The sequence below is a fragment of the Sporosarcina sp. P26b genome, assembly GCF_002743245.1.
GTDB lineage: Bacteria > Bacillota > Bacilli > Bacillales_A > Planococcaceae > Sporosarcina > Sporosarcina ureae_C.
In genome coordinates, this window is sequence record NZ_PDYW01000002.1 from 85221 (window position 1) to 106136 (window position 20916).

The following is a 20916-nucleotide window of genomic DNA, read 5'->3' on the forward strand; positions in this document are numbered from 1 at the left end:
CTCTATGTTCATCCTGACGAATACGTATACTATTATATCATAAAACAAATCGATTTTACTTGCAATGACAACATTGTGTCAACGCTTTCTTTCTGACTTATATAAGTGACTAGCGCGAGTGTCTTCTGTACAATGAAAGAAAGTTGCATTTTAAGAAAAATATTCATCACACCATGGTTTTTACAATACGCTAAACTAACAAAGTAACAACAGATACGTGTGGAAAGGGAGATTACATGTGGAGAGTAGGATGGAAGATTCTTCTTTTGCTTTTTATCGTAATGGGAGTCTTTTATTTCATGAGTGATAAAGTAAGTGAGAATGAGCTACTGGAATCACCAGTGCAGCACGGTTCACCAATAGCCGTTCCTGAAAAAGGTCCATCGATAGGCGGGGAAGGAATGCCGCGGCCAACAGAAGGTATGTCAGTACTTGTTGGACAGAAAGTCGAGAAGATGGAAGAACAATATGGTGAGCCTTCTAGGATTGAACCTTCAAGTTTTCAATATGAGTGGTGGATCTATACGGAAGGACCGCGTTTTATGGCGGGGGTTCTAAAAGGGAAAGTGAATCAGATTTATACTGCTGATAGTACGTCGGATATAGTTCCTTTTAAAATCGGTCAAAATGTGCAAGAAATTCATCGGTTTACACCTATCGAATCCGAGATTGACGTAAAGATTCAAGAAAATATTTATACATTTTCATTAAATAGTGAAGATATAAAAAATCGCATACTGATTCCATATGAAAATTTATTTGTGCAATTATATATTGATCAGATAGATGGTGGTATTGAAGGTGTTCGCTTTATTAGCCCAGGTACTTTGGTGAAACATCAACCTTATGATATGACGTACTTAGGGGAAATGATGGAAGCACCTAAACCTTCGTCAACTGTACAGACAGAGGTAGATCGTGCCATGGAACGACAGACGTTTGAATTGACTAATCAGTTGCGCGAAGAACATGAACTGCCACTATTATCTTATAATGATAAGCTGGCTATACTTTCAAGAAAGCATAGCCAGGAAATGATATTTCGTAAATATAGCTCCCATGAGGAAGAGCCTGTTCAAGTTTATACTGAGCGTTTAAAATCGGTTGGACTAACCCCTAGCAAAGCAGGGGAAAACATAGCGTTCAATTATATTGATGCGATTGAAACTGTGCATGGTTGGTTGAATTCTCAAAAACATCGAGATGTCTTATTAAATCCCGACTTCACCGATACCGGCATTGGCGTTTATAATAAATACTATACACAGGCATTCATAGCGCAAACTGAAACTGAACAATCAATAGATGAAGACTAAGGAAGAATCCATGTACCTTCCTCATTTGAGCCGATGCCTCGTATATGAAGAGGCATCGCTTTTTGTTGTGCATAAATGGCTGCTTTCTCTTGTATAACAGGTCGATCACATTTTAATAACGGAAGGAATTCATCAAATAGGAGCTTGTCAAACCGCTTATAGTCAGACGTTTTGTGAGGATCTGCTGACATAACGCCTGGTACATCCTTAAAAAATTCTACATGACTGGCTTGTAATGCAGATGCTAATGCGATCGCAGTCAGATCACTGCCACCTCTACCAAGAGTCATAAACTGCCCCTGTATATTCATCCCTTGAAATCCAGGGACGATGATGCATGAGTGCTTTTGTAGTGTATTGACGATATGTGTGCTGTTTATTTTGTCAATTGTTGCATTGCAGAATTCGCCTGATGTCCGAATGCCTGTATTTTGTCCATAGATTATCGTGTTGTTTATACCTTCAGTAGATAATTCTGCAGATAAGACTGCCGAAGCAATCAATTCCCCGCATGCAGCCGCCAAATCTCTGGCTTCGCCGGATTTCGAGAAGGAGTCCGTAAGAGTAAGTAAATCGTCTGTGGAATAGGCGTCGCCTCCTCTACCCATTGCAGATACTACAACGATGACAGCACGATGCTTCGACAAAGCCTGTCGAATATGCTGAATACACTTTGCCCGTTGTTGTTGATTCTGCATGGCAATCCCGCCAAACTTCTGGATAATCATAGAATCCCAACTTTCTTCGTGACATTCTTCTTACGCCTTTCATAGAATACTTTATGCTTCGTTTCATTATATTCTCTGACGAATAAAATGTTCGGGAAGGGGCGGGATACCTTGCTTTTATCTGAATTACTAAAGGATTGGCCATGCACTATTTTACAGGGATCCATACGGTTAAATATCAATGGAATCACGGAATCTTCAAAGAGGGTAAAGGAGAAGTATGTATTTGTTGCAAAGAAAGGGGTTATGGCAGATGGAACGTCATTTATTGAAGAAGCAATATCTAATGGAGCCAAGACACTCGTAATCGATCGAACGAACATAGATCTTACGCATATACCATCTAATATTACGGTGGTTCTTGTTCCTGATAGTTCGCTATTTATTTCGTATGGAAGTGCAAAACTTTCCGGTGATCCGGCTGAAGAACTACTAATCATTGGCGTTACAGGAACGAATGGTAAAACTACAGTCAGTCACTTTATAGGACAATTGTTAAATAAACTTGGGCATAAAACAGCTGTTATAGGAACAACAGGACTTTATATAGACGGGAAGTTGATGGAGACGATTCAAGACTCTATGACAACGATGCCAGCGGAACAATTTCATCCGATTTTACGTAGATGTATTAATCAGCAAGTGACGCATATCGTTCTTGAGGCTTCTTCGATTGGATTATCAACTAATCGATTGGCGCATTGTCCGTTAACTGTAGGTGTTTTCTTGAATATCGGAATGGATCATTATGCAGAACATGGGGGTAGACAGCCGTATATAGAGGCGAAAAAGTTATTGACCTCACTGGCTGATCAGCTTGTGATAAATGAAGATGACGAAATTTGTCGCGCAATAGGCGAGGGAATGTCTGATACACCTATTTATTTCAGTAGTCAACATATCAATGGAAAGCAACAGCAAGCACCATTATTTCCAAATCAAGGTCAACATAATGAAATGAATGCTAGGGCTGCTATATGTGCACTTATAGCGCTAGGCTATTCTTTACGGGCGATTAGACCACATGTGAGCGGCTTACGTTTACCTACCGGACGTCTAGAGAAATACGAAGAAGTGGGAGTCGAAGTTTATGTGGACTATGCACATACACCGGATGCGTTGCAAGCCGTTCTGCAGGCGTTGTCAGATCGCTCTAGACGATTGATCACTGTATTTGGATGTGGAGGTGAAAGGGACCGTGAGAAACGCCCACAAATGGGTGCAGTAGCTGCTCACTATAGTTCTCATGTAATTTTAACATCAGATAATCCAAGGAAAGAGGATCCGTCACAAATTATCATAGACATATTGGCAGGCATGGCAGGTTTTTCAACACCGATCGATATCTTGATCGATCGTCATCTTGCAATTCAATATGCTATCAGCCAAGCGCAACCAGGGGAAATTGTACTCATTGCAGGTAAAGGACATGAACAGATTCAGCAAATAGGAAATCAAACTACTCACTTTTGCGATATGGAAGAAGTAAAAAAATCATTTAGTAGCCGAAATACGTAAAAATAAAAATCTTAATGAATAGTCGAGCAACCCGTTTTTTGATATGATGGTTGTGATAGGAGGTGCGGCAATTGGTAATGATGACAGATGAGTGGATGCGAGTCATCGATATGGCGGAAGATCTTTCCGATATGCTGCTGCGTTCTGAAGTGGTGAAAACCTATCAAGACGCACACGACCGTGTATATTCAAACGCTGATCTACGAAAGCAGATCATGGATTTCACTAAAATGAAAGAACAATATGAGGATGTACAGCGCTTTGGACGCTATCATCCAGATTATAAAGTAATTATGAAGAGTATTCGTCTTCAAAAGCGTGAACTGGATTTACAAGATGAGGTGGCGGCCTTGCGTCTAGCTGAAAATGACGTTCAGGATTTGCTAGATGAAATAGGTATTCTGATTGGCCAGTCGGTTTCCGATGCAGTGAAAGTGCCTGCAGGAGACGGGACATTCTCCAACAGTTCTTGTGGCGGCGGATGCGGCTCAGGCGGCAGCTGTTCTTGTTCAGCATAATGAACTTTATAACTACAAATAACCCCTTTGCAGAGAAGTTTCTCTGCAAGGGGTTATTTTTATTTGTTGTATATGTAACAGAACAGCTGAAAATATCGATCCACAGTGCCGTATTCAATCACTTTATCCATAAATAAAACCCTGCAAAAGTCAGCAGGGTTTAGTTCTCGTTAAAAAAGGTTAGTAACTGTTTTGGGTGACTTGTTATAAAGCCGTCTACATTCAATTTAGCTAACTTCGAAAGTTCACTTGTTTCATTCATCTCATAAAATACGGTAATATTCAGGTCTTGTAAAAAGTGGACGAAACCTTCTGAAGCTAGTGGGAACATGCCAAGTTTTTCGGGCAAGCAGAAGAGGTCTGCATTTGGACGGTACAAATGACCGAACTTGCTCGAATACGCAACGTATGCTTTTTTGATTTCCTCACTTCCGGCACCTAATGCAACAGAATTCTGCGCATATAGATTAAACCGATCAATTTGTTCATCGTATAGACTTGTTACGACAACTCGTTCAGTAGCATCCATTTCTTTTAGTAAACGCCACAACTTCGAAGGGATTAAACTACCTTCGTACGTAGTAGGTGAATCACTCATAGAGATGACCAGCAATAGTTGGGGGAACTTCTCCAACAGTTCACGAAGCGATACAACAGATAAACCATCCTGCAAAGTATCAAGTTCATCGGCACTGCTATATTCAGTTTGGATTTCTTTTAGTGTATAGTCGGAGATTTCGTCGGAAAGTATAACTTCCTGACTTGGCACTAAAAGAATTTCTTCATCTTTTGTTAGCTGTACATCTATCGCGAATCCATGAACACCTAAATCAGCTACTTTCGTATAAGCGGAAAGTGGATCAACTTCTGCGTCCTGGCGCATTTGTGGGTCAGTCAAAACAGCTATTTCCGAAAAACGAAGCGCTTTCTTTTCGGCACGAGGTTCTTGTTTTGCTATTACTTTTGAAGCAGCCCATGCAGCTACACTCGCCGCCCCCACAGTTATTGCAACATTTGTTTTTCTACCCAATTTAGAACCTCCTCAATAAATAGTATCTCTTCTCTTTCTTGTATAGCAGAAGTTTGTGTTGCAACCGAATATAAAATATTTGTAACCCTCATCATGTGTAAAATAGACAGCGAGGATTCAAATAAATGTCTTATTAAGTGTAACCTATCTAAGAGAAGGTGTGCAAACAAAGATTGAGGTTCGGTCCGAGAGCACGTACCTTCACACAAACATTTCATATGCAAGGTTGCAGGACTTTTCTCACCTATGGTATTGTATGGAGTAAGAAAGAGGGGGAGAATCATGATTGATCGACAAGGAATAATTGTCTATCTCCATCATTTAAAACAAGCAAAATCATTGCGCAAATTTGGGCATGTTCATTATATTTCAAAACGAATGAAATACGTTGTGCTTTACTGTGATATGGAAGACGTGGAAACAACAATCACTAAGTTGGAGCGTTTATCGGCTGTACGGAAAGTATTGCCTTCGCAGCGTCCCTTTGTCAGCACAGTATATGAAAATGCAAAGCCAGATAAAGCAAAAGAATACGATTATAAAACAGGTTTGTAACTTGTTGCCGCTTTATTAATTTAGCGGCGGCAACAAGTGGTTTAAGCGTAAGATACCAGTGATATACTGATAAAATAACTCTTTCTCAGCAAATTGAGATGAATGCTTTATCTCTACTCTAACGGGTTTTTTATTCAGTGATTCTGCATGTTCAACAAACATGTCATAGCGTTTAGATGGCTTGTCTGCAGAATAACGAATTCCTTCCCTGCAAATATAGATCGGCATGAAATGATTGTTCTCAGTAGCAGGGGAAAAAGAAACAGCGAATGACAACTGTTCATTAGAGTTGTGTTTGGATGAAAAAATATAAGACTTATGAATTCGATGGGAGTTTGTGGACATTAATTCAAGCAATTCATAGATGTCACTATAGCCTTCTCCTAGTTCGATAAAACGTTGTTGGATCATAATCAAGCGCTTCCTTTCAGGCGATTAGTAATGGTTCGTATCCATCATACCATGTGATGAGGTGTTGTACGTTGAAAGCTATTGTCAGGATTTTATTTCTTTTGGCGGCAGTAAACGGAGGACTCGTTTATTTACACTACAGCCAGTCAGCAAATGCAGATGGAGAAGGCGCGAATTCAGGAACGTATCGTCAAGAAATCGAAGTCGTTAATCGAGCAGATGGATTGTATATCCGTCATCACTTTTACAACTTATCCGAAAGCAGACACGAAATTATTTGGCCAGAAGGAAGTGTCGAGCGAGGTTGTGAAGTGGAGGATTCTTCGTCATGTGCCCGTCTGAATGATTCCAGTGTAGCGTTTGAAGAGGGAGAACGTGATCAGCAGTCCATTATGTATAAAATGCCAAAAAAACAGCCGCTAACTAGTAGAAAGTTATTTAAAAAGCCATTTGTATTATTGAAGGATGCCAAACCATTGACGACTGTTCTTCATATGACAGACGAACAAAATATTGGCGGTATGTGGGTAACAGGTCTTGAACGTGTAGGGAAGGCCGATAAAGAGCGTATAACGTATCGATTATACCGCGGAGTAGGATTTGTTAATGAGCTGTATTGGCAGCCTGAGGACGTTCCGCTGGCATACTCTTCAAACAAGCTGACTCTGTTCGGTGAAGGTATTGACAAAAAACATAATGATCGTTTAGTGAAAATGCTTGAAAGTGTCGGTGGAAACCATGTGAGTGTAGTGTTAGCTCCACGTAATCAACCACTGTATGCTGAGCGATTTATTGTGGAGAAAACCGGCAATATGTCTCAAGTGATTAAACAAGTAGCTAGAATGAGTGTGCAGTCACGTTTCGTTTTACCAACGGACGAGCCATCCATGAATAGTATGCTTGCTTCTATACTTGGAGACGAGCCAGTGGGAACGAAAGCGGAACAAGGAGCATTTCTTCGTTTGAAAGATTCGATCTCTGAAGAGCAGTATCAGTCATTCCGTCAAAACATCCATGAGAAAATAGGTAAAGAAATTTCGTCATCCGATTTAGATCAATCATTGTCAAAAATACTGGCATTCGATACACAGTATTTCCAAAAAACAATGAAAGAGGAACGATATAACTATCCATTCCTATTACTGGATCCACGTCTGGTGATGCTCGATGGAGAGGAAGTTCCTGAAGTCAAAGTAGTAGTGCAGAATGGGAAAAGTTTTTATCCGGCAGAAGAGTTATTATCGAAGATGGGCTATACTATCCGTTCAAACGAGCAGTCGATTTATATCGATAGTCCAAGCCGCACCTATCGATTTTCTAAAGTAGGGCCATTCTACGTCATGAATAACCGCAAATATGATTACAAAGAAAAGCCTTATACTTCAATTAATAAAAAAATGTATTTTGATGAAAATTGGCTACGGCGTATCTTTTTAGTATTAATTGATAAGTCCGATGAAACCATAACGATCGAACAAATTGAAAAGTTGATAAAGGAGATGGAAAATGAGTGAGAGTCATTTCCGGTTCGAGAAAAGGAACACCTTTAAAATCTCTACCAGGTACGTCTACTAGACCTACATCAGACAAAGTAAAGGAATCCATATTTAACAAGATTGGCCCATATTTCGATGGAGGCACTGTTGTCGAATTGTTTGGCGGCAGTGGCTCCATCGCCATTGAGGCACTATCACGAGGGATGGAAAAAGCCATTGTGTTTGAAAAGAATCCCAAAGCATGCGCTATAATTAAAGCGAATGCAGAGAAGTGCCGTATGGAGGGGGCTTTGCAGATTGAGAAAAAAGATGCCCGACAAGCTGCGGCAATTCTTAAGCAAAAAGAAGTTGTCATAGATCTACTGTTTGTAGATCCTCCCTATGCAACGGTAGAATACTATGATGTTATTAAAGACGTAATAGCACAAGGACTAGTGGCGGAAGATGCAACAATCATTTGTGAACACGATAAACATATAGATTTGCCCGAAAAGTACGATACATATATTCAAGTCAGTTCTGCCAACTATGGAAACACTGCTATTACGATTTACGAGAAAAGAGGCTAACAGCATGACACAAATCGCAATCGTGCCAGGAAGTTTTGACCCGGTAACGAATGGACATTTAGATATCATAGCAAGAGCAGCAAAAACATTTGGGGAAGTTCACGTAGCAGTAATGAATAACTCTTCTAAAAAGCCGTTATTCACGGTAGAGGAGCGTATAGCGCTTATTCAAGAAGTAACGTCGAAATATGACAATGTCAAGATTGACACATCTTCGGGATTATTGATTGATTACGCGCAGGAAATTAACGCATCGGTCATCGTTCGTGGCTTGCGTGCGATTTCGGATTTTGAGTATGAGATGCAAATCACATCGATGAACCGAGTGTTGGATGAAAGCATTGAAACGTTCTTCGTTATGACGAAGAGCCAGTATTCATTCCTTAGCTCAAGCATCGTCAAAGAAGTCGCACGTTACGGTGGAGATGTCTCTTCCCTCGTCCCGCCACATGTCAATGCGGCACTGAAGGAAAAGTTTGCAAAATAACAGTATATTTCGAGAATGAAAAAAGGATGTCCATTATGGGCATCCTTTTTGTATAGAGTGTAGTGCAGAAACGAATACCTCGACATGTGAGTTAAGAGTAAGTGCGAAGGGATGGAAGCTCAAACTGGCGGACGCTTTCCTATGGGCCTGCGGGAAGGGCCATAACGAAGAACGGCTTTTGCGAGTAAAAGCGCAGTGTTAGGAGCACATCTTTGCACTTCGCCCCCAACTTCCGCTTCCATCTTACATTTATAGTGGAGACACTTAGATAACTCACTGTAGCTAGTGTGTTAATTCTTGTTTTTTAACTTGTTTTAAGTTCAAATAAAGAAGTTCAGAATGGTTTACAACACTTACTTTAATGTACAACAAAAAGTATCTTCCACTCACATTGCAAGGGATTGGAGCGGCAGGCGGCGACTCGGGGAGGATCAGTGGGACAGGTGAAACACCCAGCGAGCGAAGCGAGGGGTGTGGTTCACCGCCCACCCTCTCGAACGCGTCCGCCTAGAGCGCAGATCCCCACCCCTAAAACCCTGCCACCTACTACCTTTAAACACATTTACACTAACTCAATAAATCCAAATGAACAGTATAGGCACGAGCAACGTGTTCCAGACCCTTGCGATGACATAGGGGAATATTCGTATGCCGGCGCCCTTAGCGATCGTCATGACTTGCATATGGATGCTCAGGCCGTTGATCGAGAGAATAGCCGCGATGAGCATCGGATAAATTGCATCCCCGGCAAAATGTTCAGTGGCAGACTGGACTCCGGAAGTCATTTCGAACACAGCGAGTAATAAAGTTTTTGTCACGCCCATATCAACCGTGATGACAGAAGAAATAGAATACGAAAGCACATTGCTGAGTGAAGAGAAGAATATAACCGTTGTTGCCACCAATAAAATAACTGAGGAACTGTCCTTGATAGAGCGAAGTAAAGGAGACGTGCTGTGTTGTTCAGGAACAATTGGCACAATGCTCTCTTGATGCCGCCTGCCTATAATTGACATCGCCAATATGAAAAATATGATATTAGCTAAATGAATGGCGATCAACAACTTCCAGCCACTCGTTGTGCTGCCGAATAATTCGTTACCAACAAAGCCGATAATAAACATGGGTCCTGGTGCATGACAGGAGGCAACGAGCAAACTACTTTCAGCTGCAGAAATCTCGCCGTTCTTCTTCATTTCACTAACAGTCACGGCACCTACAGGAAAGCCGCCAAACGAACCAAGCACATAAGCTTTTATGTATCGACTCCATTGACTGGTGACCCGTTTGCTCGGCATTTTCAATAACCACTGCGTTAAAATTATATAAGGTAGCAAATAGGGAAGTAACGCAGTAGTGAATAATTGAGCACCAGTGACGGCTCCTTCATGTGCGACATCTGGTTGCAAAATAAATAAAATAATCAGTGCCCAGATGACGAGTACGTTACTCATTGTTCGATACGGCAGAATCGCAATTTAATAAGCATCTGTCGCACTCCTTCCTTATTTTTGAATTACAATAAAATCTACCGTAATATATATGTAGTATTCGTACAGGCTATTAATGGAGGTGAACTTTTATGAAAATGCGGAAATGGGGAATAGCGGCAGTAATCCTAATAGTAATCGCTGTTATAGCACTTTATCCGTTAGATATGTATATTTCTCGGCCAGGTGGAGCGTATGATTTAGCACCGCTTGTAGAAGTAGCAGGCGGAGATACAGATGATGCAGGAACATTTAGTTTGATGACGATTGCAATCGGCAAAGCGACTCCCATCACTTATGCGTGGTCAAAGTTTTCCGATAAAATGAAACTACTACCAGCTACCCAAGTGAGAAGGCATGGTGAAAGTGACGAAGAGTACGGAGTGCGACAGAAGAAATTGATGAATGATTCCAAAACACATGCCATATCCGTCGCATTTGACAAGGCAGGTTTGCCAATCAATCGGAAGTTTACCGGTGTTTTTGTGGCAGGCGTATTACCTGCAGGTGCTTCTGCGGGTAAGCTAGAAGTTGGGGACATCATTCAATCAATCGATCAGCAAGAGCTTGCTTCAGCAAAAGAATTTATGCAAGAGATTGGTGATAAGTCGGAAGGTCAGAAGGTACAATTGCGAGTGAAACGAAGGAAACAGGAACTAGATGTACCAATAGAATTAAAAGAATTACCTGATTCAAATGGTCGTGCAGGGCTTGGTATAGAGTTTGAAGAACAGATCAAACTAGAAACAGAGCCAAAGGTCGACATTCGCACAGAAGACATTGGTGGGCCTTCAGCTGGCTTGATGTTTACGCTGGAATTGATGAATCGTTTAGTGGATGTCGATTTGACAAAAGGCTATAATATCGCAGGAACCGGTGAGATGCTCGAAGATGGTTCTGTAGGAAGAATCGGTGGAATTGATTTTAAAGTTATGGCTGCCGATCGTCAAGATATCGAAATATTTTTCGCGCCTGACGATGAATTACCGGATGAAGTGAAAAAGAAAAACCCGCAGCTTCGCTCCAACTATGAAGAAGCGAAAGAAACTGCGGATAAAATCGGTACGAAAATGAAAGTCGTACCTGTAAAAACGATTGATGATGCACTGAGTTATCTGGAAAAATTGGACGAGAAGTAACCACTCACAGTAAAATTGGCGGTGTTTTAAAATCAAGTCCTGGCTCTCTTTGGATACCACACATATAAATATCTGTACTTTTGATATCCATCAACAGTGATGGGTCTTTGTGGGAACCGGCACGGCTTATGAGCGGCAACGGTAATTCTTTTTTTACAGACCGTAAATAACTTCTTCCATTTTCCGATATGCCGAGAAGTCTTAAGTAAGACGGACTACTAATTTGTGCGCGTGTCGTTTTACGGTAACCTGTCAATATGTGCACTAACATGCGTTGTATGCGTGTCCACGTATAGCGTTTTGATTTGACGGCCTGCATGAACAGTTGGAATGTAGAATATTGTTTTGCGGCGCGCCAAATAGAAAACTCGATGCCTTCCGTGATATCTGCAATGAGAGCCAATTGTTCAGGTCCTTCCCGAAGAATCGTGTACCGAAGAAACGGGTAGAGATGGTCCCAGCTCTGATGTGGCAGTTGTTTGAGAAGTTTAAAGGAAGCTGGTGGCATGAATGTTTGCACGTGCTCCGTATCGGTTGCAAACAGCTCTTTGCGTATTCCTGTAGCACTAGCAATAGAGTTCTCAGGTAATGCTTCATCATGAAAATGTGTACCTTTTCTCGCGATCGTGACAGGCGTCATATCCGACCTAATTTCTCTTGCAGACTGCATATAATGAAAACCTAAAATATTATTTGGTTCTGACAAGTCAGCTAAAGGCTCATCAGTAGTGCGGGAAATTTCTTCATAGGCGATCCGCAATGCATTTGGATAACTAATACCTTCTTGCACGGAAGACATTATTGTTTTTTCGTAAAGTTCTTTATTTGTGTCCATTGTGTCTAAACTATTCGTAAACGGTGCGATACTCCCTTCTTCACTGCCGAAGCAAATGTATTTGCATTGAAGGGCGTCAAGGATTTGTACGGAACCTTTCGCAAATTTCGGGGCATGTGCTGTAGAAAAAGCATAGGGTAACTCAATGACGAGATCAGCCCCGCCAGCGAGAGCCATTCGCGTCCGTGTCCATTTATCGACAATCGCGGGTTCACCACGTTGAAGAAAATGCCCACTCATCACAGCGATGATTACATTCGCGTTCGTAAGCCTTTTTGCTTCATTCAGATGAAATAAATGACCGTTATGGAAGGGATTATATTCGACGACAATACCAGTAGCTATCAATGAAATCCTCCTCTGTACTTGCGTATAATGAATTATAACGTTAAACTTATTAGGGTGACAAGAAAATATCTTGACATCCCATATTTTAAATACTATAATCAACATTGTTGTCTTGAGGTGATAGACATGAAATGGTCCATTCATCAATTACGGAAACATAGGCAAGGCCCGCTACTGTTTGACGAAGCAGTAAATTTGGATTCTGTGAAAAATCGGAATCAAGAAATTAGGGCAATTCAGCCTGTTCGAGTAAGTGGAACATGTACAATTGGTGAGAAAAAGTTAACATGCCGGCTTAAGTTAGAAGGTTCAATGACTTTGCCTTGTGCACGTACGTGGGAAGACGTCGATTATCCTTTCTCTATTGAATCGTTTGAGCAATTCAGCTGGGACGATGAAACACTTCAGATGGATGATGAAATTCATCCGGTTGAAGGAGAAGTAATTGATTTTATTCCTGTATTGGAAGAACTCATTTTGCTAGAGATCCCGATGCAAGTATTCTGTGATAACGCAGATGAAATGCAGCAGGTTGAAGGCAAAGGTTGGTCCTATACAACCGATGAAGAATTGGAAGCGCAACGACAAGAAGCAGGAGAAACAGTGGATCCTCGCTTAGCAGGATTGGCTAATTTTTTTGAAACCGATAAAGAGTAAACCCTTATAAGGAGGTGCCCCCCAATGGCAGTACCAAAGAGAAGAACTTCTAAAACGAAGAAAAATATGCGTCGAACTCATTACAAAATTGAAGCGCCAGGTATGACTACTTGTAGCAACTGTGGAGAAATGAAGTTGGCACACCACGTTTGCAAATCATGCGGACACTACAAAGGAAAAGACGTTGTAGGCGAATAATTTAGATTCTGCACAACGAAATAGAAGACTACCTTGAGACCATGGCTCAAGGTAGTCTTTTTTGTTTTACACAAAAATGGTATGCTGAATAAAAAGGGGGAATTTTTTTGTCTTATTCTATAAATATAGATCAGTCCATAGCTAGCTTCACAATTAATCGTCCTGCTATGCGAAATGCAATAAATTATGACGTCATGGAGGGGCTTGAACTTTTCTTAGATAAAATTGAGGATGATCCTGAAATTTCTTTCGCTGTCATAACAGGAGAAGGAAGCCTTGCATTTTGTTCAGGGGGAGACCTAAGTGATTTTCACGGCTTTCAAACAGCGGAGGATGCTATTCCAATGCTTAGTAGGGGAGCAAGTATATTGCACCGTATTGCCACGTTGCCGATGCCTACAATAGCGCTTGTGAATGGGACAGCTGTTGGTGGCGGTTGTGAACTAGCAACAGCTTGTGATTACCGTCTAGTTGCGTCTCACGCAAAAGCAGGTTTCATTCAGGGTACGTTAGCCATCACGTCAGGTTGGGGTGGCGCAACATTGTTATTCGAGAAAAACGGTCCACATGATCGTATGCTGCAGTTTACGAGTAGAGCGAGCGTTCATTCGCCTGAAGAATTACTTGAGCTTGGATGGGCGACTGAAGTGTATGAGGGGGATGCCCAAACTGCACTTGATCAATTCTTAGCTCCTAAGCTGAAAGTGCATAGAAATGTACACCGTGCATATAAATCTATCGCGACGAGAAAGTGGGGAGCGAGTGGGCTTGAGCAAGCGATGCAAGAAGAGGCTCGCATTTGTTCTGTTCTGTGGGAAAGCGATGCACATCATGAAGCAGTACAACGATTTTTAACGAAAAGCAAGTAAAGTTACGGTCCTGATAGGCATAGACTGTCGGGACTGTTTAACATTTACTTGTAAACGGTTTCATAAATAAGATACACTAACTATAAAGAAATAGTTTTCAACAAATGTAAGTACTAAGAATACGAGGAGTGATTGTATGCAAGAAGTAAAAGCAGCGATGGCAGGGACGATCTTTCAGATTGAAGTGAAAGAAGGAGACGCAGTGACGAAGGGACAAGTTGTCGTCATTTTGGAATCGATGAAAATGGAGATTCCGCTTGAAGCGGAAATTGATGGAACAGTAAGTAAAATCCACGGAGCTGAGGGCGATTTCGTAGATGAAGATGACGTATTGGTTACTATTCAATCGTAATGGAAGGCGGGAAATCCTTTGAAAAACGAATCGACAAAGACGGCTTATAATGAAAAGCTTCAAGAAATCACTACTCGCATTATAGCAGGCGGTGCAGAAAAATATCATGCTAAATCGGAAGAACATGGAAAGTTGTTTGTAAGAGAACGGCTTCGCTTATTATTTGATGATGGTAAGTATGCTGAGGATGGTAAATTTGCGAATTGTGAAGCAAAAGATCTTCCTTCAGACGGGGTTGTAACAGCTACTGGGAAAATCGATGGTCAAACCGTTTGTGTGATGGCCAATGATTCAACAGTCAAAGCAGGTTCGTGGGGTGCACGAACAGTAGAGAAAATTATTCGTATTCAGGAAACAGCTGAAAAACTTCGCGTACCTCTACTTTATTTAGTGGACTCTGCAGGAGCACGAATTACAGATCAGTTGGATATGTTCCCGAATCGCCGTGGTGCCGGTAGGATATTCCACAATCAAGTACGTTTATCTGGTGTCATTCCACAAGTTTGTCTTTTATTCGGACCTTCCGCAGCAGGTGGGGCTTATATTCCGGCCTTCTGTGACATTGTCATTATGGTAGAAGGCAATGCTTCGATGTATCTAGGGTCACCTCGAATGGCTGAAAAAGTTATAGGTGAGAAAGTGACGTTGGAAGAAATGGGCGGAGCGCGCATGCATTGTTCCGTAAGTGGTTGTGGTGATGTGTTGGTAGACAGCGAAGAGCAAGCAATTGTAGAAGCCCGCAGATACTTGTCCTACTTCCCTGAAAACTATGAAGCGCCTGCCAAAATGGCTGCACCTCGTGAGGCGAAGATAGGACGCACGTTGGAAGAGATCATACCAGAAAATCAAAACGCTCCATTCGATATGCATGAGGCAATTGATCAATTGGTAGATGAAGATAGTTTGTTTGAAATCAAGAAGTTGTTTGCTGGGGAGGTCATCACTACACTTGCGCGTATTGACGGCCGGCCTGTAGGGATCATTGCCAATCAGCCAAAAGTAAAAGGTGGCGTCCTGTTTGTGGACTCCGCAGATAAAGTAACAAAGTTCATTACACTATGCGATGCTTTCTCTATTCCGTTGTTGTTCCTTGCAGATGTGCCAGGATTCATGATTGGGACGAAAGTGGAACGACAAGGAATTATCCGTCATGGTGCAAAGTTAATTATGGCGATGAGTTCCGCTACTGTCCCGAAAATTTCGGTTGTTGTGCGCAAAGCTTACGGAGCAGGCCTATATGCGATGGCAGGACCCGCATTTGAGCCCGATGTCTGTATTGCCTTGCCAACTGCGCAAATCGCCGTAATGGGCCCTGAAGCAGCTGTCAATGCAGTGTACTCGAATAAAATCGAAGCCATTACAGATCCAAAAGAAAAAATCGCATTTATTAAAGAGAAGCAACAAGAGTATAAAGAGGAAATTGATATTTATAGAATGGCATCAGAACTCATTATTGACGAAGTAGTTGCACCACATAATCTTCGCTCAGTACTAGCTGAAAGATTTGGATTCTATGAAACGAAAAAAATTATGAATTCTTCGAGAAAACATCCTGTCTATCCTGTATAATAAAATGTACCAACAGAGACGCCTTTACTGGGTCTCTTTTTTAAGGAGGAAAGCTATGCAATTTGTAGTGGTGGGAGCAGGATCAATAGGTTTGTTAATTGGCTCCTATTTAGCTCAACATCAGGCAGAGGTTACCTTCTGGGTAAGGCGCGAGGAACAAGCAAAGCGCTTACGTAGTGGTCTAGTAAGAGAGCCTGAAAAGAATACATATGAAGTACGTTCAACCATACATATTGAGGAATTGCCGACAGACGCGTTATGGATTATTGCGGTGAAGTATGATGCATTGCCAGTTATCTTGTCTGAAATTAGTACATTATCTGTACAACCGGATTTGTTATTTGTTCAAAATGGGATAGGTCATCTGTCGTTTGTAAAACGATATTCGCTAGGGCATGTGTCATTCGCGACAGTTGAGCATGGTGCAGGAAGAATAAATGATCGAACAGTTTCACATAACGGTGTTGGGCCTATAACCATTGCGGAAAATGAGCGGATTCTATCAACGATTCAGTGGATGGCTGAAATCGATCCGCTGAATTTTCCAATCGCTACACAAAAAAGTGTGGAACGCTTACTTTTCCGTAAAGTATTGATAAATTGTGCAATTAATCCTCTCACAGCACTGTTGCAAGTGAAGAACGGACAATTGTTGGAGAATCCCCATTTTTATTCATTGTTCCAGCAGTTATGTGATGAGTTGTTAAGTAATTTCGAAGAGTATAGTGATCTATTGAACTATAAGGATATAGAAGAAGTGTGCCGTAAAACAGCTCATAATCAATCTTCTATGCTAGTAGATAGAGAAAAAGGAAGAAAGATGGAAATTGAAACGATTCTAACGGCAGTCTTGAAGGAGATTGAAAGAAAAGGTGGAAGTGCTCCTTTTTTACAAATGCTTGAGACGATGTTGCTTGGAATAAACAGGAGTGAATCTAGCGGATGTTGACGAATATACTTGGGGCATTATTATTGTTTCCGTTTATTATTTTAATTGTATTAATTATTGTGGCAAAGAAGATTGGAATCACGAAGAAAAAAAGAATTGGCTGGGCTATTGACTGGACGACGCCATTCATGGTTCTAACCGTGCTAATCTTAATACGGGCTATTTGGGATGTTTGGCTTCCTATTTTATTGATTGGTGTATTATGCATAATTGCGATTGGCTTCTCTATCATGGAGCGTTCGAGGGAAAAGGAATTCCGGACTTCTTGGGTACTGCGCAGAACGTGGCGAGCTTATTTCTTGTTGTTGGCTGTAACTTACTTCTTGCTGTTCGTTATCGGAATCACATTGCAAATTATTCGCTATGTGAACTAAAATGCGCTCATAAGCGTATCAATTCATCCTATTCGGATGAAATGATATACTTGCGATAAGTATGCGACATAAAGGAGTTTGTGACATGTATTTGGACACAATGGAATTGCCAAAAAAGAATAAATTGATGGAAGCGTATCGGCATGATCCACAATTTTTTCATACATTTTTTGATTATGAAGTAACACAGGCTGGATATGAGAATAGAGCAGAAGAGTTGCAAGGGCGTTCATTTCAACGGGAACAACTAGCGCTTGCCATAGAACACTATATGGAGCCGTTTGGCATATCGGATTTGGCCGCTCAACATATTCAAGAACTTTCTAATGATGCACTTGTCGTTATTGGAGGACAACAAGCGGGAATTTTGACGGGGCCTTTATATTCTGTTCATAAGGCTATTTCTGTTATTTTATTGGCAAAAGAACAACGCAAAGCACTAAAGAAACCCGTAATACCTGTTTTTTGGATTGCAGGAGAAGATCATGACATCAATGAAATTAATCATACATATACTGCCAAAGCAGGAAAGGCGGCAAAGCGACAATTTAAACAGCCTACCATTCTGAAAACGATGGCTTCGGATACGCCATACGATCAAAAGGAAATGGCTGCTTTCATCAGAAAAGTTTTCAAAAGCTATGGAGAAACAACTTATACACGCGGGTTGCTAGATCATGTATTGCAAACCGTGAAACAACAGCAAACGTTCACAGGTTTTTTTACCTCGTTGATGAACGACTTGTTTACAAAGCACGGGTTGTTGTTTATGGATGCAGCCTATAAACCACTACGCCAATTGGAATCACCATATTTTTCGCAAATGATTGAAAGCTCTGAAGCGATGGCAAGAAGTATCTACACAACAGAACAACAGCTTCAGTCACATGGTTACTCGAAGCCGATCGAATCCGAAGAGTCGGATGCCAACATCTTTTATGTTCATGATACAGGGAGAATTTTGCTCCGAAGAAAAGACGGAAAGTTCGTTAATGAACAATCAGGTATTTCCTTCACCGAGCAGAAGATGTATGAGCTTGCCAAGAATGAACCTTGGTTGCTAAGTAATAACGTAGCAACTAGACCCATTATGCAAGATTTGGTATTTCCTGTATTAGCATTCGTTGGCGGACCGGGTGAAATTGCGTATTGGTCTTTGTTGAAAGATGCATTTCATATTATGGGTATCCATATGCCAGTCATCGTTCCAAGGCTTTCTATCACACTGGTCAACAGACAAGTCCAAGAAGCACTGGAACTGACAGATATTACGATGGCTCAAGTAATGGATTATCAATTACCGGAACATCAGGAACAATGGCTAGAGCAACAAAGGGATGAGCCATTTGATCGTTTGCTTGACGAGACGAAGAGTCAACTAGAAGCACAGTATGAAAAGTTGCATACACATTTAGAAACGACAGATCCAAGCTTACTTCAATTACTTCAAAAGAATTTGCAGTTCCATAAGAGTCAGTTTGATTATTTACAGAAGAAAAAAGAACAATCAATCTTAGTGAAACATCATGTACAGTACGAGCGTTACCATGTCATTTCTGAACAGCTATTTCCAGAAGGCTCCTTGCAAGAGCGTCTCTATTCGCCTTACTTCTACATGAATCAATTTGGCGAAGACTTGATAGACGAGTTACTAAAACAGTCGTATACCTTCGATGGATCTCATCAGCTCGTGTATTTATAAGAAACCCCTTAAACCCGTCATTCGTTCTATGAATGGCGGGTTTAATTTGCGTTGAATGGATCGACTAGCAAGGATGCTGGGTAGGGATTTTGCGGGCAAAGCTGTGCTCTCAACGCCCCACTTTTACTCGCAAAAGCAGTCCTTCGTTACGGCTCTTCCCGCGGGCCCACCGGAAAGCGTCCCCAACTAGAGCTTCAATCCACTCGTACTCACTAATTGTTTAATTTTCACTGGGATTTCATCTTACGACAATTCCTAGTGTTACTAGCGAAAACAGTGGTTTTTTCGCGATATGAGCAGGAAAACAAATCAGAAAGAAGTACTATTGACACATTTTAATAAATATGAGAAGAAAAATAGCCAAGTGGGTGGAGGAAAGTGGGGGGATGTGGTACATTATTTCATACAGTGGGGTGAATTATATGTTCATGGGAGAGTATCAACATTCAATTGATATGAAAGGTCGTCTGATTGTTCCTTCGAAATTTCGGGAACTGTTGGAAGATGGCTTTATTTTAACCCGCGGACTTGATAATTGCTTGTTTGGATACCCACTGGACGAATGGCAAAAGCTTGAAGAAAAGTTGAAAGCGTTGCCGGTCACAAAAAAAGATGCTCGTGCATTCACTCGCTTCTTCTTCTCGGGAGCATGCGAAGCAAGTCTTGATAAGCAGGGGAGAGTCAATATACCTGCCAATTTACGAGAGTTCGCAAAGATTGAAAAGGACTGTATGATTATCGGTGTATCCAGCCGTATTGAAATTTGGTCTGCAGAACTTTGGGAAGCGTACTACGAGGAATCTGAGGAATCATTTAATGACATTGCAGAAAACCTTATTGATTTTGAATTTTGAAAGCAGGCGGAATAAACATGTTTAACCACACAACAGTATTACTGCATGAAGCCGTCGATGGCTTGCATGTAAAGGAAGATGGCATTTACGTGGATTGCACACTTGGTGGTGCAGGTCACAGTGAAGAAATAGTCAAACTTCTTTCATCTAAAGGACAACTAATCTGCTTTGACCAAGATATGACGGCCATTGAAGCAGCACAACAAAAACTAGCGCACTATACAGCACAAGTACAATTTGTCCATGCAAACTTTAAGGACTTGAAAAATGAATTAGCGAAATTGGGAATATCTCATGTAGATGGCATTTTATATGACCTAGGAGTTTCTTCTCCACAATTGGATACAGCCGAGCGAGGATTCAGTTACCATCTTGATGCACCATTGGATATGCGCATGGATACGTCTGCGCCATTGACAGCTTACGAAGTAGTCAATGAATGGTCGTATTCCGACTTGGTTAGGATATTTTTCCGCTACGGTGAAGAGAAGTTCTCAAAGCAAATCGTCCGTAAAATTGAAGAAGCACGCGCTGATGCGCCTATACGTACAACAGGGGAACTCGCCGAACTTATTAAAACGGGTATTCCAGCAGCTGCCAGAAGAACCGGTGGCCATCCTGCGAAACGTGTTTTCCAGGCTATCCGAATTGCGGTAAATGATGAGTTGGGAGCAGCTGAGCAATCTTTAACTGACGCCCTCACGTTATTACGTGAAGGAGGTCGAATCAGCGTCATTACTTTCCATTCACTTGAAGATCGCTTATGTAAAACCATATTTAAGGAAGCATCTTCTATGCCAGAGTTGCCGCCGAACTTACCTATTATACCTGAGGGAATGGATCCGGACTTCCGACTAATTACTCGCAAGCCGATCATTCCGACAGATGAAGAAATAGAGCATAACAAACGTGCTAGATCAGCAAAATTACGAATCATTGAGAAAAAATAGAA

At 41.4% G+C, this 20916-nt stretch carries 23 protein-coding genes; 18 read left to right on the top strand and 5 right to left on the bottom strand.

The annotated features are described in order from the left end of the window. Positions 1–299 precede the first annotated feature (299 nt). Positions 300–1316 carry a CAP domain-containing protein gene (locus CSV69_RS02345; RefSeq protein WP_158232589.1) on the top strand — a complete coding sequence of 339 codons (1017 nt, stop codon included), beginning with the start codon at positions 300–302 and terminating at the stop codon, positions 1314–1316. Here CSV69_RS02345 and CSV69_RS02350 read toward each other — a convergent pair. Next, positions 1313–2044, bottom strand: coding sequence for an amino acid kinase family protein (locus CSV69_RS02350; RefSeq protein ID WP_085428542.1), 732 nt, complete (start codon positions 2042–2044; stop codon positions 1313–1315). The genes CSV69_RS02345 and CSV69_RS02350 overlap by 4 nt on opposite strands. 111 nt (positions 2045–2155) lie before the next feature. Here CSV69_RS02350 and CSV69_RS02355 point away from each other — a divergent pair, with 111 nt between their 5' ends. Then, entirely contained in the window at positions 2156–3562 is a 1407-nt protein-coding gene (locus CSV69_RS02355) for a UDP-N-acetylmuramoyl-L-alanyl-D-glutamate--2,6-diaminopimelate ligase (protein ID WP_158232590.1), read from the top strand. Between the two features lie 77 nt (positions 3563–3639). Beyond that, the gene (locus tag CSV69_RS02360) at positions 3640–4080 is read left to right on the top strand and encodes a YlbF/YmcA family competence regulator (RefSeq protein WP_085429102.1); all 441 of its coding nucleotides are present in this window, start codon (positions 3640–3642) and stop codon (positions 4078–4080) included. 160 nt (positions 4081–4240) lie between these two features. On the opposite strand, the gene CSV69_RS02365 is transcribed toward CSV69_RS02360, so the two are convergent. Further along, positions 4241–5110 (bottom strand): glycerophosphodiester phosphodiesterase, encoded by an 870-nt coding sequence (locus tag CSV69_RS02365; RefSeq protein WP_085428544.1) that lies wholly within the window; start codon positions 5108–5110, stop codon positions 4241–4243. Between the two features lie 282 nt (positions 5111–5392). Here CSV69_RS02365 and CSV69_RS02375 point away from each other — a divergent pair, with 282 nt between their 5' ends. Next, positions 5393–5665, top strand: a complete 273-nt coding sequence (locus CSV69_RS02375) for a YlbG family protein (RefSeq protein WP_085428546.1) — start codon at positions 5393–5395, stop codon at positions 5663–5665. 15 nt (positions 5666–5680) lie between these two features. On the opposite strand, the gene CSV69_RS02380 is transcribed toward CSV69_RS02375, so the two are convergent. Further along, a complete protein-coding gene (locus tag CSV69_RS02380) occupies positions 5681–6076 on the bottom strand; it encodes a DUF7147 family protein (RefSeq protein WP_085428547.1) in 396 nt (131 codons plus the stop codon). Between the two features lie 71 nt (positions 6077–6147). Here CSV69_RS02380 and CSV69_RS02385 point away from each other — a divergent pair, with 71 nt between their 5' ends. The 3 genes from CSV69_RS02385 to coaD are packed head-to-tail and all read left to right on the top strand — an operon-like array spanning position 6148 to position 8628. Next, positions 6148–7590, top strand: a complete 1443-nt coding sequence (locus tag CSV69_RS02385; protein ID WP_085428548.1) for a hypothetical protein — start codon at positions 6148–6150, stop codon at positions 7588–7590. Next, positions 7587–8141: a 16S rRNA (guanine(966)-N(2))-methyltransferase RsmD gene (gene rsmD / locus CSV69_RS02390; protein WP_085428549.1), complete on the top strand. Its 555-nt coding sequence runs from the start codon at positions 7587–7589 to the stop codon at positions 8139–8141. The genes CSV69_RS02385 and rsmD overlap by 4 nt, the downstream gene beginning before the upstream one ends. 4 nt (positions 8142–8145) lie before the next feature. Continuing rightward, positions 8146–8628: a pantetheine-phosphate adenylyltransferase gene (gene coaD, locus CSV69_RS02395; protein WP_085428550.1), complete on the top strand. Its 483-nt coding sequence runs from the start codon at positions 8146–8148 to the stop codon at positions 8626–8628. A gap of 572 nt (positions 8629–9200) precedes the next feature. Here the strand turns inward: coaD and CSV69_RS02400 are convergent. After that, positions 9201–10082, bottom strand: coding sequence for a hypothetical protein (locus tag CSV69_RS02400; RefSeq protein WP_085428551.1), 882 nt, complete (start codon positions 10080–10082; stop codon positions 9201–9203). 128 nt (positions 10083–10210) lie between these two features. Here CSV69_RS02400 and CSV69_RS02405 point away from each other — a divergent pair, with 128 nt between their 5' ends. Next, positions 10211–11257, top strand: coding sequence for a SepM family pheromone-processing serine protease (locus tag CSV69_RS02405; protein WP_085428552.1), 1047 nt, complete (start codon positions 10211–10213; stop codon positions 11255–11257). 4 nt (positions 11258–11261) lie between these two features. Here the strand turns inward: CSV69_RS02405 and CSV69_RS02410 are convergent, their stop codons facing one another. Further along, the gene (locus CSV69_RS02410; RefSeq protein WP_085428553.1) at positions 11262–12440 is read right to left on the bottom strand and encodes a nucleotidyltransferase; all 1179 of its coding nucleotides are present in this window, start codon (positions 12438–12440) and stop codon (positions 11262–11264) included. 126 nt (positions 12441–12566) lie between these two features. On the opposite strand from CSV69_RS02410, the gene CSV69_RS02415 reads away from it, so the two are divergent. The 10 genes from CSV69_RS02415 (at position 12567) to rsmH (ending at position 20914) form a co-directional block, all read left to right on the top strand. Beyond that, complete coding sequence (locus CSV69_RS02415) at positions 12567–13097, top strand: YceD family protein (RefSeq protein WP_085428554.1); 531 nt, start codon at positions 12567–12569, stop codon at positions 13095–13097. 24 nt (positions 13098–13121) lie between these two features. Then, complete coding sequence (rpmF, locus tag CSV69_RS02420; protein ID WP_085428555.1) at positions 13122–13295, top strand: 50S ribosomal protein L32; 174 nt, start codon at positions 13122–13124, stop codon at positions 13293–13295. Positions 13296–13402: 107 nt separating this feature from the next. Next, positions 13403–14164: an enoyl-CoA hydratase/isomerase family protein gene (locus CSV69_RS02425; RefSeq protein ID WP_099692649.1), complete on the top strand. Its 762-nt coding sequence runs from the start codon at positions 13403–13405 to the stop codon at positions 14162–14164. Positions 14165–14300: 136 nt separating this feature from the next. After that, complete coding sequence (locus CSV69_RS02430) at positions 14301–14516, top strand: acetyl-CoA carboxylase biotin carboxyl carrier protein subunit (RefSeq protein ID WP_085428557.1); 216 nt, start codon at positions 14301–14303, stop codon at positions 14514–14516. An 18-nt stretch (positions 14517–14534) separates the two neighbouring features. Continuing rightward, on the top strand, positions 14535–16085 hold the full coding sequence (locus CSV69_RS02435; protein ID WP_099692650.1) for an acyl-CoA carboxylase subunit beta: 1551 nt from the start codon (positions 14535–14537) through the stop codon (positions 16083–16085). Positions 16086–16140: 55 nt separating this feature from the next. Further along, positions 16141–17034, top strand: coding sequence for a ketopantoate reductase family protein (locus tag CSV69_RS02440; protein ID WP_158232591.1), 894 nt, complete (start codon positions 16141–16143; stop codon positions 17032–17034). After that, positions 17028–17408, top strand: coding sequence for a DUF3397 family protein (locus CSV69_RS02445; RefSeq protein WP_099692652.1), 381 nt, complete (start codon positions 17028–17030; stop codon positions 17406–17408). The genes CSV69_RS02440 and CSV69_RS02445 overlap by 7 nt, the downstream gene beginning before the upstream one ends. 85 nt (positions 17409–17493) lie before the next feature. After that, positions 17494–19110, top strand: coding sequence for a bacillithiol biosynthesis cysteine-adding enzyme BshC (gene bshC / locus CSV69_RS02450; protein WP_158232592.1), 1617 nt, complete (start codon positions 17494–17496; stop codon positions 19108–19110). 422 nt (positions 19111–19532) lie between these two features. Further along, positions 19533–19964 carry a division/cell wall cluster transcriptional repressor MraZ gene (gene mraZ, locus CSV69_RS02455; protein WP_085429104.1) on the top strand — a complete coding sequence of 144 codons (432 nt, stop codon included), beginning with the start codon at positions 19533–19535 and terminating at the stop codon, positions 19962–19964. A gap of 17 nt (positions 19965–19981) precedes the next feature. Continuing rightward, a complete protein-coding gene (rsmH, locus tag CSV69_RS02460) occupies positions 19982–20914 on the top strand; it encodes a 16S rRNA (cytosine(1402)-N(4))-methyltransferase RsmH (RefSeq protein WP_099624466.1) in 933 nt (310 codons plus the stop codon). Positions 20915–20916 lie beyond the last annotated feature (2 nt).

Excerpts from the sequence above, each read along its gene's own strand:
- CSV69_RS02350 (WP_085428542.1), bottom strand. The coding sequence starts at position 2,044 with ATGATTATCCAGAAGTTTGGCGGGATTGCCATGCAGAATCAACAACAA.
- bshC (WP_158232592.1), top strand. The coding sequence starts at position 17,494 with ATGTATTTGGACACAATGGAATTGCCAAAAAAGAATAAATTGATGGAA.
- CSV69_RS02405 (WP_085428552.1), top strand. The coding sequence starts at position 10,211 with ATGAAAATGCGGAAATGGGGAATAGCGGCAGTAATCCTAATAGTAATC.
- CSV69_RS02375 (WP_085428546.1), top strand. The coding sequence starts at position 5,393 with ATGATTGATCGACAAGGAATAATTGTCTATCTCCATCATTTAAAACAA.
- CSV69_RS02400 (WP_085428551.1), bottom strand. The coding sequence starts at position 10,082 with ATGAGTAACGTACTCGTCATCTGGGCACTGATTATTTTATTTATTTTG.
- CSV69_RS02430 (WP_085428557.1), top strand. The coding sequence starts at position 14,301 with ATGCAAGAAGTAAAAGCAGCGATGGCAGGGACGATCTTTCAGATTGAA.
- rpmF (WP_085428555.1), top strand. The coding sequence starts at position 13,122 with ATGGCAGTACCAAAGAGAAGAACTTCTAAAACGAAGAAAAATATGCGT.
- CSV69_RS02445 (WP_099692652.1), top strand. The coding sequence starts at position 17,028 with ATGTTGACGAATATACTTGGGGCATTATTATTGTTTCCGTTTATTATT.
- CSV69_RS02440 (WP_158232591.1), top strand. The coding sequence starts at position 16,141 with ATGCAATTTGTAGTGGTGGGAGCAGGATCAATAGGTTTGTTAATTGGC.
- rsmH (WP_099624466.1), top strand. The coding sequence starts at position 19,982 with ATGTTTAACCACACAACAGTATTACTGCATGAAGCCGTCGATGGCTTG.
- mraZ (WP_085429104.1), top strand. The coding sequence starts at position 19,533 with ATGTTCATGGGAGAGTATCAACATTCAATTGATATGAAAGGTCGTCTG.
- CSV69_RS02380 (WP_085428547.1), bottom strand. The coding sequence starts at position 6,076 with ATGATCCAACAACGTTTTATCGAACTAGGAGAAGGCTATAGTGACATC.
- CSV69_RS02345 (WP_158232589.1), top strand. The coding sequence starts at position 300 with ATGAGTGATAAAGTAAGTGAGAATGAGCTACTGGAATCACCAGTGCAG.
- CSV69_RS02360 (WP_085429102.1), top strand. The coding sequence starts at position 3,640 with ATGATGACAGATGAGTGGATGCGAGTCATCGATATGGCGGAAGATCTT.
- CSV69_RS02415 (WP_085428554.1), top strand. The coding sequence starts at position 12,567 with ATGAAATGGTCCATTCATCAATTACGGAAACATAGGCAAGGCCCGCTA.
- coaD (WP_085428550.1), top strand. The coding sequence starts at position 8,146 with ATGACACAAATCGCAATCGTGCCAGGAAGTTTTGACCCGGTAACGAAT.